This is a genomic window from Rubritalea sp. (assembly GCF_051252225.1).
Classification (GTDB): Bacteria; Verrucomicrobiota; Verrucomicrobiia; order Verrucomicrobiales; family Akkermansiaceae; genus Rubritalea.
Map to the genome: position 1 here is coordinate 26,411 of NZ_JBPOGE010000021.1, position 12,358 is coordinate 38,768.

The 12,358-nt window shown below is 48.6% G+C and carries 11 protein-coding genes; 10 read left to right on the top strand and 1 reads right to left on the bottom strand.

Translation table 11 applies throughout. The features are described 5' to 3' along the window. The 10 genes from ACSHX2_RS14115 to ACSHX2_RS14160 all read left to right on the top strand — a co-directional run bounded on the left by ACSHX2_RS14115 (position 1) and on the right by ACSHX2_RS14160 (position 10,748). Complete coding sequence (locus tag ACSHX2_RS14115) at positions 1 to 1,248, top strand: hypothetical protein (protein WP_435693599.1); 1,248 nt, start codon at positions 1 to 3, stop codon at positions 1,246 to 1,248. Positions 1,249 to 1,417: 169 nt separating this feature from the next. Further along, positions 1,418 to 1,921: a hypothetical protein gene (locus tag ACSHX2_RS14120; protein ID WP_435693600.1), complete on the top strand. Its 504-nt coding sequence runs from the start codon at positions 1,418 to 1,420 to the stop codon at positions 1,919 to 1,921. After that, positions 1,918 to 2,358, top strand: coding sequence for a hypothetical protein (locus ACSHX2_RS14125; protein WP_435693601.1), 441 nt, complete (start codon positions 1,918 to 1,920; stop codon positions 2,356 to 2,358). Before ACSHX2_RS14120 ends, ACSHX2_RS14125 begins: the two co-directional genes overlap by 4 nt. 77 nt (positions 2,359 to 2,435) lie before the next feature. Next, positions 2,436 to 2,690: a hypothetical protein gene (locus ACSHX2_RS14130; RefSeq protein ID WP_435693602.1), complete on the top strand. Its 255-nt coding sequence runs from the start codon at positions 2,436 to 2,438 to the stop codon at positions 2,688 to 2,690. 34 nt (positions 2,691 to 2,724) lie between these two features. Next, positions 2,725 to 3,267: a hypothetical protein gene (locus ACSHX2_RS14135; RefSeq protein ID WP_435693603.1), complete on the top strand. Its 543-nt coding sequence runs from the start codon at positions 2,725 to 2,727 to the stop codon at positions 3,265 to 3,267. Between the two features lie 131 nt (positions 3,268 to 3,398). Beyond that, complete coding sequence (locus tag ACSHX2_RS14140; protein ID WP_435693604.1) at positions 3,399 to 3,776, top strand: hypothetical protein; 378 nt, start codon at positions 3,399 to 3,401, stop codon at positions 3,774 to 3,776. Beyond that, positions 3,773 to 5,662: a hypothetical protein gene (locus tag ACSHX2_RS14145; RefSeq protein ID WP_435693605.1), complete on the top strand. Its 1,890-nt coding sequence runs from the start codon at positions 3,773 to 3,775 to the stop codon at positions 5,660 to 5,662. Before ACSHX2_RS14140 ends, ACSHX2_RS14145 begins: the two co-directional genes overlap by 4 nt. A 26-nt stretch (positions 5,663 to 5,688) precedes the next feature. After that, positions 5,689 to 6,126 carry a hypothetical protein gene (locus tag ACSHX2_RS14150; protein ID WP_435693606.1) on the top strand — a complete coding sequence of 146 codons (438 nt, stop codon included), beginning with the start codon at positions 5,689 to 5,691 and terminating at the stop codon, positions 6,124 to 6,126. Between the two features lie 76 nt (positions 6,127 to 6,202). Beyond that, a complete protein-coding gene (locus tag ACSHX2_RS14155; protein WP_435693607.1) occupies positions 6,203 to 8,416 on the top strand; it encodes a hypothetical protein in 2,214 nt (737 codons plus the stop codon). A 28-nt stretch (positions 8,417 to 8,444) separates the two neighbouring features. Next, complete coding sequence (locus tag ACSHX2_RS14160) at positions 8,445 to 10,748, top strand: hypothetical protein (protein ID WP_435693608.1); 2,304 nt, start codon at positions 8,445 to 8,447, stop codon at positions 10,746 to 10,748. A 115-nt stretch (positions 10,749 to 10,863) separates the two neighbouring features. On the opposite strand, the gene ACSHX2_RS14165 is transcribed toward ACSHX2_RS14160, so the two are convergent. Next, the gene (locus ACSHX2_RS14165) at positions 10,864 to 11,328 is read right to left on the bottom strand and encodes a hypothetical protein (protein WP_435693609.1); all 465 of its coding nucleotides are present in this window, start codon (positions 11,326 to 11,328) and stop codon (positions 10,864 to 10,866) included. Positions 11,329 to 12,358: the final 1,030 nt, after the last annotated feature.

Below are 12,358 nucleotides of genomic sequence, written 5' to 3' on the forward strand. Positions count from 1 at the left end.
ATGTCAGTTAGTTTAACAGATCCAAAGCCGATTAAGGATGCCGTTGATAATATATCAGCGCGTACTCCTATGGGTACGGCTCTGGGGTCGGCTGAGCTGGAGATGCTGCCGCGTGAGATACTGGGTCGTTCATTTTTCTCGGCTACTGTGGAGGAGGTGAAGCTGCTAGAGGCGATGCAGAGACAGCTGATGACACGGCTGAAACTGGAGCGCAGACGGCTTGCAGACGGTTCGCAGGGCTCTTTTCAGCGCAAGGATCAGTTCCTGCGTGAAATGCAGCTGCTGGCTGAGCGAATGGGTGCGCGTCCGAGTGGTGAGCGCCGTGGTACGCTGCGCGATATTGGTAGCTTCCGTAGGCTCGGGCTGATCTGGGACACGCAGATGGATATGGCAAGAGGCTATGCGAAGTGGAAGCGCGGGATGAATAAGAATCTTCTCAATGCCGCTCCGGCGCAAGAACTGATCCGTATAGGTAGACGGCGTGTACCGAGAGACTGGCAGAGCCGGTGGGTGGAGGCTGGTGGGGAGCTTTATCCAGGAGGAAGGATGATGGCGCTGAAAACGGATGTGATATGGGAGAGGATTTCACGCTTCGAGCAGCCGTATCCGCCGTTTGATTTCAACAGCGGGATGGGTGTGCGCAATGTGCGCCGCCGTGAAGCTGAAGAGCATGGGATAGTGCAGCGAGGCGAGGTGATCGAAGCGCCAGAGTTAGACAATTTTAATGCAGGTCTGAGTATCAATCTGAAAGGTTATGAGCGGTCTAAGCAGCCAATCAAGGACAGGCTGGGTGATATGGTGGACGTGTATGATGACCGGGTAGAGTGGCGTGGTGATAAGCTGGTCGCGCTGTATGAGCGGGCTGAGAAGCGCGTGAATGGTGAGAACTTTGAGAAGAAGCTGAAGGCTGTGAGTTTCGGTAAAGTGGATAAGGCTCTGGCGGAGCGCGTCCGACCAATCATGGAGATAGATGATTTCAAGTTTGTGATGGGTGAAGATGATGTCTTCCACATTCTTAATCGCCACGGAGCGGGGCGTGAGCAGCTGCCGGGTCAACGTCCGATCAACTATGATGATTTCATGTACCTGCTAGTGAGCTGGAGGAATCCGGTGCGGGTCATCCCCGGTGATAAGCCACGTAGTTTCGAGATGGTTTTCGAACATTTAGGAGAGTTGGTGAGTGTGCTGTGGAATCAGCATGCGAATCAAAAAGCAGTCTTACTTAACACCATGTGGGCAAATAGATGAGAGGACGCGTCATGTATATTTCACCTTCAGCTAACGTCTTATACGAATTCCTCTCAAGGAGAATAATGACTGGATCTCTAGTCTTAGTCAAGAAAGGAGGCTCGGCGTGATTCACATCGGTTACCAGGATAATGGTGCTGAGGAGCTGCTCTTCACGGTCGAGGGTGCGGTGGAGAATAGACGTGATCTGAATGAGCGTCTGGGTGATCGCCTAGAGGATGAACTGCGTGAGTATTTTCTGGCTCGAAATGAGGAACCTAACAAGCGTGGCTGGCGCAAGCTGGGCTGGTGGGCGGATGTGGCCAATGATGTGGCTCTGACCGATGTGAGCGATAGCGGTGCGACGGTGACGGTGGCTAATGGAGCCTTTGCGCTGCGTCAACGTGGGGATGTGATTCGTCCGGTTGAGGCAGGGAGTCTGACGATTCCCAATGTGGAAGAAGCGTATGGCAAGAGCGTGGCAGAGTACGAGCAGGAGACAGGGAGGAAGCTATTTCGTCCAGCTGGAGCTCGCTATCTGGCGTATGGCGATGGTGAGAGTGTGACGCTGGTCTATTTCCTGACGCAGCAAGTGACGATCACGGCCGACCCGCATGCGCTGCCACCAGTAGCAGATCTAACGGCGGCGCTGAATGAGGAAGTGGAAGTTTATTTAGAAGGAGTACTATCATGACAATAGTGGAAACAATACTGGCGGTGGAAGCCTACCTGAAGACATTACCCGAGCTGGATGGTATAGGTGTGGTGGCTGAGGTGGAGCAGGATTTCGAGAAAGCGATGCAAGACCATCTAGCGAAGAGTAAGGGCTACGCGGTGATTATAGGTGAGCTGCCGAACAAGAATAGCGACACTGACATGAAGGGGCCGCGTGTGAGCTTCGATTTCGGTGTGAGTGTCTATTCTCCGAAGCATGTGCGCGATGGCCAACCGAAGGGTTACGCGCTGAGAGATGCGATCATGCGTGGGCTGCACCAGGAGAAGCTCATGCAGCAAGCCCGCATTTACGATGAGGTGGTCTATAAGAATGGGCGGATTCTGATCGAGAAGAATCAACAAAACGTGTCGACGAGGATCCACGCAATGGTCTTCAAGACGGTGGCGCAGTATTAGGCGGGTTTGCCGCTAGTGAGAAGGACGGGAGGATGAACCAGGTTAGATGAAACAATTTAAGACGATAGAAAATCATTATGAGTGAAAATAAAGCGGCCGCGAAGACGGCAGAAATAAAGACAGCCTCTACGAAGGCAAGTGCGGAGCAGGCCGCTACTCCTGCGGAAAATAAGGAAGTGCTCTGGCTCTGTGAAGTGCTGAAGCAGCCTAGCGGGGAATTAGTGCAGATAGGTGCCATGAAGTGTGGACCAGGTGCGAAAGCTAGACTGCCAAAAGTCAAAGCGGACGCTCTAGCTGATGCTGGAATGGTGAAGGTGCTGGGCATCGTCTAGGCGGTAAATATCTAACAAATAGAAATACAAATTTATGTCTAAATTAGAGAAAATTATAGTTGGTTCTATCATCACCTTTGCGCCTGCAGGGGAAACGATAGATTTAGTGGAGGTGAGCGAAGCGGCATTTCCTGACGATGATCCGGCTGAAAATTGGCTGTCACTGGGTGAAGTGAGTGAGTCATCTCACGAAACGGAAAAGGAAAGCGACTTTGACTGGGTCTATAAGAATGGTCACTGGCGCAAGATCCCTGACGAGCGCGTGGTGTCTGATATCCAAAAGTTCAAGTCCCGCGATGCCTCAGAGATTTTCTGGCGCATGGCGCTGGGGCTAAAGGATGAGATCGTAGACGCTACAGCGCAGACGCCTAACGAGCAGACCCGCCGATGGATAGAGGGCTGGCTCAAGACTGAACTGCAGATGGAAGGGCAGCAGCGCGTGGTGCAGACGGTCTATGGCCGCCTGATGATAGATGAAGATCCTAAGTGGTCGAAGGACCCGACGAAGCCTGGATACAGCTTTGTGGATCTTTACTCAGCTATCGCGACGGTGACGCCGGATAATATAGTAGCCTAATGGGTGAGGTTTTAGGTGATCGGTCTTAAGGCGGCACGCTGAAACTAGTAGGATCAAGGGCTTCGCACCTTTTAGAGAATCACGATCAAGATACCGGCGAAGCGGTTTCTCTACCTAATAGGATAATTTTAATGAGCTATAGCGTACAACTAGACCTAGACTGTCACCGACAAGGAGATCCCTATTTGGGGCTCGGAGGTTTCGCACCTGTGACGATAGTTCCAGCTGGTGAGACTGAGGCGGTGACTCCGCCAGATCCGCTGACTAGGGTGAGTATAAAGTTTAAGAGGCGCAACAAGATTTACTCTCTAGATACTGATGCGAGCACGAATCCTGATCACTTGATTTACGTGACTGATGCGGATCTGTGGAGCGTGGAGGTGGGACGTATAGCCGATTTTTTACCTGTAGATGGCGCGTGGGCGTGGTCTGCGAAATTTTACAGCGACTACTTTGGTGGCGGCATGACGCTGTGCCACGGAGTCTTAACAGTTATTAGAAAAATATGAGTGCAGAAGCGGTACAGATTAATTTAACGGTCTTGACGGGACAAGTGGGAAAAAGTGCTTATCAGAGCTACTTGCAGCAGACGGAGGATGATCCAGTTTTGACGGAGGTGGAGTGGAGTGCACCTGCGGTGGGGAATAGCAAAAAATTACACGCATACCCTCCCAAAGTTACAGACTTAGGACAGGTGCTAGCAAACGATCTGGCAGTAGATCCTGGTATCGTAATTAGCTCGGTGCTGGACATGCAAAAACTTATCCCATTATGGCCGTATAAATACGCGGCTTATGGTAGTTGTGACCACGACCACTCTTATAGCGGCTTGAGGCTCTATGTTAGTGATTCACTGACGGGTGGGTGGTTGCCGTGGGTAGATACAGGTGTGCAATCTGCGTTTACCGGTGCTGGATTTAGTTTGCCTGCCTCTATAAACAGCGGGGCGATGCAGGTGACTGGATTTACGGGATCAACGGACAAGGGCGAGTTTCCGTCAGTCGTTTGGTTCAAGGGTAAATTTTACGCCTACCTACACAGCTCTGCTATGAGCTCCACTATGTTACAAACTATGTGGCTAGCGAATAGTGATGATGGTCTTAATTGGGTTTACAGTACTCCTATTGTGATTAACTCGCATGATGACGTTACTCCGACGTACCAACATAACGGATACGGTGCTGCGGTTGTGCGTGGTAATACAATTGAGATGCGTGCGCTGATGCATGACAGCGGTCCAGGCATCTATACGCTATATAAATCGAGAGACGGGGTGAATTTCGGCCATGATCCTACATATGACGACTACGGTTTCGGGGCGTGTGTTGATGGGGTGAGTGACCAAAAAATGGAGAATACAGGGGTAACTATCAATTTCCAAGGGCGTGATTGGGTTGTCCTATCTACTAAAGACCGTAATGGCGGCGGGTTGTCTACAGGCAACTCTGGTATAGGGTTGGGATTAGTTAATAAACGTGTACTAGATGGGATTCCGTACATAATTAAATCACCAGAAATCGGTACGTTTACCGAGGATGGAGCACCCTTTTCGCGTGCATTTTTGGAGGACTTGGAGAATAACAAAGTTTACGTTTTTTACACGGGTCGCTCCGCAGCAGATGTCAATAACATAGGTTTGTTAGAGATTGATTTGAGTGACGTGAGTTACGATCTAGAGCCTGTGTGGGAAACCGCAGCAGGGTATGAGGCGTTTAGCGCGTGGTACGCTGGAGGTGGCCGGAAATCGAGAGCGTACGGCAAACGTAGATTGGCATTATCTGAGTCATTTGAGGGGGCTATCGGCAGCGGAATAACACAGGTCACAAATTCCAACACGATCACCGCCTATGATCTGATAGACGGTGGAGGCGCAGAGTTAGTTGCCGGAACAGCGACGTGTGGACTTCACTGGCAGGCCGCTAACATGGACTTCTCAAAAATTGATGAGGCTCATATAACTATTAGAGGTTTACACGGATCAGCTATTGATGGAGCGTCGCACTTATGGGCAATGGGATTCATTAACGCCACGTCCGGAGCGACTAGAGATGCGATCTGGTTGCCTAGACACACAAACCCTCATGCGTCAGAAGGTTTAAGCTTTAAGAACGACTTAGCTGTGGACGTTCGGTCGGCGATAGAGAGCTTTCCTTGGATTGCCTCTAGCGAAGGTCGTTGGCGTATACCGAGTGATTTTACTGTTTCTGTGCAGCGGTTAAAAAACCCACAGGATAGTGCATACACATGGTATCTGTCACTCTGGCTCAATGGTGAGATCATCCATGTGACTACAATGGAGGGTTTTGACGCTCCAGAGATGTATCCATACATCAACTCTAACAACATTAACTCTATCGTTCAAGGGATGGAGTTGGAAGTGGTGGTTAGGCAGTAGGTCAGTGGGTTTAATAGGATAATTAGATGTCTGATATTTATATAACAAGTGAGTACCGTGTAACGTGGGATCCGGATGGTGAGGGTCTGGTGCTCTTAGACTATGATGAGCGGATGCTGGCTGAAATACAGCTACCGCAGTCTCACGCGGTGGTGAAGCATAAGCATTTCCGTGCTGATAATCTGAAGATCTGGGGACGTGGTGGTGTGAGCTTCTACTTCCGCTTCAGCGCGGTGAAGGAATACGACACTGCTGAGGATGCGAGAGATGAGATGTTTAGACAGTCAGTGATCCTCCAGGCTCTGCGTGATGGTGTGCTGCAGGTGGAGGTGCGTAATGGTGCGACTTTCCAGTACTCGGCAGCGGCTATCGAGGGTGCAGCGCCACAGATGGTGAGAAATAGTGTGCGATGGTCGCATGAGGTACCGTGCTCAGGGCTGAGTGAGGTGGGTGGGATTGAGTGAGAAGGATAAAGGAAAAAGGATAAAGGCCGGGATGATGAAGCGGCTGAGTGGGGTGAAATTTTAGAAGGAAAAGCAGATGTCAGAAAATAAAGTAAAGGTCACGATAGAAGATAAAAGAGTGGGCACCGGCTCGAAGGATGTCGCTGAGAGTTTAGTGAAACTCAAAGAGTCGGCAAAGGGTTCTGAGCAGGTGATTACTGGTCTGCGTGAGGCTCAGTCTAAGCTGGGCGAAGGGCAGGAAGATCTGCATAAACAGGTGGAGGAACAGATCACTCAAGCAGAGGGTCTGAAGGATCTGCAGGAAGCTAAAATCGAGGTGGTGGAGGCTGCTATTGAGGTGGATGAGCAGCACACGGAATCTAACGAGGATGTAGCTAAGTCTGCATATGCAGCGGCTGAGTCTACTGATGATTTAGGGGAAGCTCAGGGTGACCAAGCTAGAGAGAGTGCAAAAGCGGTAAGGAGTCTAGATCAGCTTAATGATGAGCTAGCTGAAGCGCGCACGGCTCTGCATAGTGCTGAGATAGGGACTGAACAATTTACAGCTGCACAACGCCGCGTCACCACGATCGAGCAGAAGCGTGCGGTCGCTATGAAAACTGGTGCGAAGAGTCAGCGAAATATGGGGCTGGCAACGCTGGAGGCTTCCCGGGCATTTGAGGATTTACAGTATGGTATAGGTGGGGTTCTTAATAACATACCAGGACTCATTCAGATGCTGGGTGGAACTGCTGGACTAGCGGGTATTATCTCCGTTGTAGCGGTGGGCGCTTCTCTCTTATTCAAGCATCTCGATGAAGGGAGGGATAAGGTGAAGGCGCTGGAGGTAAGCTTGGATAAATTGGTGGATGAGTCCTTCAAAGATTTCCAAGCAGCTATTAAGGATGAAGAGAGCCATAAGCGCTTTCAAGGGCTCCTCGAAAAAGATGAATTAGCTCTAGATGGTCTCATCAGTAAGTTGAGATTAGCCGCCACTGAACGGGAGGAATTACGCAAGCTAGAATTAGAGATTAGCGTGCAAGATATCGACAACGATATTGCGAGAATTGATGCAGGGGACGGTGGAGAGCTAGAGAAAGAACGCGCTAAGGCTCCGCTGCTTAAAGAGAAGGCAATATTACAGGGTGAAAGTGTCTTGGAGACTTACCGAGCAGAGCAAGCAGTTTTAGAACAAACGAGAGAACTCATAAAGAACGATATCACGCGAAATAAGGCTATCATTAGTACGATAGGAAGTGAGCGGGTGACTGAGGAGGATGTCAGAAAAGCAGAGAAAGAGCTGGATGATGTGAAGCGAGACAGGAAGTCTACAGAGGCTGATTTCAATGATCCAGATCTGCTGGATGAGAGCGCGGGCGCGTTCACTGGTTTAGACATTATAAAGAAGATTTTCAGTGATGAGGCTTTAGCAAAAGATGATGAAACAAGGTTGCGATCAGGTAAGACTAAAGACGAATTCCAGACGCTCCTAAAAAGCTTCGAGATAGCATTAGAAAAGGGCGGCGCAGATGACCAGATTTCTAGTCTAGTTGATTTAAGTAAACGTGGCCAAGAGGTGTCTAATCTTAGGGGTGATTCTTCAGTGCGGCTTTCTAACCTAGAGAAAAAGTTTATAGCTATAGGTGAAGTGGCGGGTCAGTTAGCTAATCTTATCGGTCAAGAGAACTATAAAAAAAACCAACTCAAAACCCTAGAAAACAAGCAATCAGAGCAAGAGTCTGAGCTAGAAAAAGCGGCTAAATCAATCTTAAAGGCAGAGGTTGATGCGAATGGTATAGATGGAAGATTAGACCATTTAGAAAAGAAGATACCAAAGGTAGAGCAGCTACAGTCAGCAAAGCAAAAAGGCCAAGGAATAACAGCTAATAAGAGCCTGCAATCAGCCTCTGCTACGACCATCAATAGCGAGCTGGATCAGATAGCAACTGGCATCCAAAATGAGGGTGAAAAAAGCGGACGGGATGAAGGGTCTGTGCAGTCGGCTCTGCGGCAGATCGCGGAGATTAAAAAGTTTCTTGCAGAGGCTCTGCAGAGTGGTGGCGGGCTGGATAATAAGGAACAAAGTCAGCTGGGTCTGATGCTGCAAAAAATGAAGCAAGACGAAGGTGCAAGGTCTGCGAAACAGGCAGAAAACTTTAAGCAAATGGAGGATGCAATCAGAGTGAATATGGAGGCTACGGTGCGCACTATGGGAGCTCTGGTCCAGACCTCTGGGACAAACAGCCAGCGGCTGAGAGATCTGGAAAAAGTGGTGTCTCAACTTGGTAAAAACAGGACGCCGCTGCAGTAGTAATATTTAACCATTTTCAAAGTACATTATGTGGACATTATCTGGGGAATCTTGGGCAGGTCAGAAGACTTTAGCAGAGCTGAATATTGATGAGGATTGGCAGCTGGATGACGGCTCTCTGAGGGAGGGTCAGCTAGTCTTTATGCAGACATTTAAGGATGCTGCGTCCGTGGTGGAAATGAACTATGTGGAGAAGGTGATTCTGTGGCGAAATGGCATCAAATTCTTCCAAGGATGGGTCACTAATATGGTGGAGGGTGACAGCGATGAGGGGTATCTAATCCAGCTCACTATTAGTGATGTGTGGTGGTGGTTAGCAAAGACTGCGTGCTCTGGTGAGGCGACTGGATCTGACGGTGGGAGCCTAATGGAAAGGATGATGTTGGGGTTCGGTAAGGGGGATCTGAGAGCACATATTATTGCTGTGATTGACCGGATGAAGACGCTCGGTGTGGAGGTGGATGTGGGAGGGATATCTAGCATGTTCGATGTACCGCAAATCACCCTCAAACAGAGTAGCGGAGCTGAGGCTTTAGTGTACCTGATGCGGCTTCTGCCAGACGCTGCAATGTGGATAAATCACGGTGGTGATGTGCCTACAATTAACATTAAGAGGCGGGAATATATGGAGGCTGTAGAGCTGGATGCTGCCGATAGTGATGATCCTGATAGAGCTCTGGATAGTTATAAAGTGAACCCCATGCTGGAGCTGGAGGTGACGCAGGTGAAGGTGCCTTATGTGACGCGGAATGTGAATGGTCTCACAGTGTTTCAGGAGCAGGTGGCTGGTGTGGCCGCTACTGGTACGCGGCAGGTTATTGTGGTGAGTGGTCCTGAGCTGGATAGCTATCTCCCGTACGATCTGGCTGAGTCTTATGCGGCGGAAACTGAGAGTACAAATGATCTAGAGGTGCGGGCGCTGGCGCTTTCAATGTTCGACGCGGCGAAGGCGAATGGGTTGACTTCTGAGCTTACTTTTGGGGCGAGATTTTGGACATATGCCACGACGTCAGCATTGGCAACTAGCGGTAGTAATCCGCAGCAATATAACGTGCCGGGTGCTACTTATACTACTGCCGAGGGAGCTACCGTAAGTATGGCTGGTAAGTACATTTTAAAAGGTGATACGCCGCCTGACTGGGCGCAGGCTGAACACGGCCTGCAGCAGGTTTATGTGAGGGTTAAATATTCCTATTTACACAACACACAAGACAGTAATACGCCTAATGTTTTCATCAACCCACCGACGTGGCACGATGACTTGCCAGGAGTGGGTGTGCTGCATAGCGGATACACTGCTGGCTGGTACTACACGCAGCTCTACGGCGGTGAAATAAGTTTCACTGTGTGGGTGATAGATACCGAGTATGCGACCGAAACGGCACTCTATAAGCCTTTTGATTATGAGTACTATACACCGCCGGCTGGCTTCGCAGATGCTATGCTAGCGACGCAGAATTTCACTGCTTATCAGGGAGTGATAAATTTCACTAATAAGGAGGTAGGACAGGTAGATTATCGCGGTCATGCATTTAATATAATCAACGCTAGGACTAAGCATTCGACGATGAAAGCGATGGTGCAGGGTCGCAGTCTATCCGGTGGCGACGGGCATGAAGTCTATGAGCTAGGCGTTCCTCAGCGCTACGACTACCGCAGTATCATGACGATGTTTCAGAGGACATCGAGCGATAATATTTACTTCATCTCAGGTGCTGGCAATAGCCTGGAGACTGACGGCTCAGGTGGGATACCGACGATAGGGTCAAGCGGGGGATCTACGAGTACTGACAATGGGACGGGTAATACCAATCTGATCGGGATCAGTGGCGATGATGGGGACTTAGTAGAGGACGTGGATGATAGTGTTATTAGTTTAGATGCTCCTTTAGTCACTGAAGATATTTACCTACACGGCAGTCAAATGAAACTTTTCGCGGTGATGAATGGAAGTGTTCAGATCACGGTTGATGGCTTAGACTCTTTAGGGGTGGGGGTTGATTGGGATCTGAGAGTAACGTTTGGGGTTTCTGGAGGAATAGTTGCCTCGGGAACGGGGCCGCATGCTGAACCGGTGATCCATAATTTTTCCGACAGCACGCCATATCAGAGATGGTTTTGGAATTACGCTTTCTCAAACGGAACACGCGATTATGAGGTTAAATTGACCTTACTAATACAATTAGAGATCGATGGGCTAGTCGTTGATAGCGTATCGATGCTGATTGTTAATCAGGAAGGTGCTGTCATAAAACAATCTGGGAACCCGAATAGCCGGACGTTATCTGGATCACCTCTAGTTAGCGCGGTAAGCCTCAATGGTGGCGGGTAGGCTGCAGGATGATTGCGGGCGTACTGCAGCTGCAAGGCCAGTTTTTCCAAAACCTCTGTCCAACTTTCTAAAATAGGATGGCGGCCTACAGAATGTAGAGAAAGGTAAGTCGCGCTCAACCGCGGTACGAGGTTGGGTGCAGCGTCTTGTTCTCCAAAGTTAATTCTGGGCCTTCGACTTCATCTGGATCTGTTGGATATACAGATAAATCTAGATCAATACGTAGTTCTCCAGCGAGAAGTAAGAGTTCGTGAGGAAATGAGAAATTACACCATCCAGGTGGGTAAATGTCAGCTCCAAAATCAATAGATATAAATTCAGCCCCGTGACTATCACGGAGTGAAGCTAGTTCTGTTTGGTGAGTTTGCAGAAAGCCTACAGTGTCTTCTATCTGTTGTTTGATGTTATCGAAGTCAGCATCGCTAACATCAATATTTAGCCCTGAGAATTTGTTCAGAGCCTTGATGCGTTTAGTGCGAGCTTCGCCTTTGCGAAATGATTTAATGACTTTGAGAGAAGTATCTTTAATGAATGAATCAACATCAAAGTTTGAGCCTACAGCTCTGAGGACGGTGGACATATTATTTTTAGGAGAACGTAAAGCACACCAACCGAGTACTCGACCAGAAAGCTTTGGATTAAGATTTAAGTTTGGATGTAGTGAAAAGTGAGTCGCGCTCAACCGCGGTACGAGGTTGGGTGCAGCGTCTTGTTAGTCAGGTCAATTTAGAGCGCTTTTGGATGATGAACTTGCCGATCGTCAGTAGGAAAATTAGCAACACAAAATATGAGATATTGATCAAAAATACGGCACGATCCTTGTACATCCCCTCGTCTTTAAAAACCACGAAACCAACATAAGCCATGGACCAAAGCTCAAACGCGAGCCGTTGTAGAAGTACAACGAATATAGCTAAAATTGGTAGTTTGAAACAAAGGTCGTAATTTTTGAGTGATGACTCAGATGGGGACTTAACGGCTTTAAAGAAAGCTATGATTCCCATGATTACGCATACAAATAACAGAAACGTACAAAAGGGGCTGTAATAGACCATTATGGGCGGATTAGGAATCTTCATATCGAGTACGTGAAATTTAGACTAACGTAAAGCACACCAATCACTGAACTCTCAGCGTGCTTTGTTTTTGGGTTGGGATTGAAATTTTTATAACGGATCGACTCTCGACGGTGAAGGGATTGGGTGCAGCGTCTTGTTAGCTAAGTTAATTTCTAGTGAGGCCAATTATGACGAGAATCACGTAAATGACAAAAATAGGAAGGCAGATAGGAAAATGCCGCGATCTATAACGGGAGACCGCGGAGCAATCTCTACAATAGGACTCATCTTTGAAAAAGACTGGTCTAACTACAAAAATGAGCCAACCAAGAAAGTAGTAGTAAAAAAAGCTTGGTCTAGATTTCAGGACACTATTCTTAGTCGTGTTGTAGCTGTTACAGTGGTGACATTGTGCACCTATTTTTTTATGAGCTTCGGAACTAGGTCGTAGATAGTCTGTGTCTTTCATTTTTAAGCTAACGTAAAGCACACCAACCGAAGACTCGGCCAGAAAGCTTTGTTTGTGAGTTTAGAGTTTGAGTGTAGTGAAGA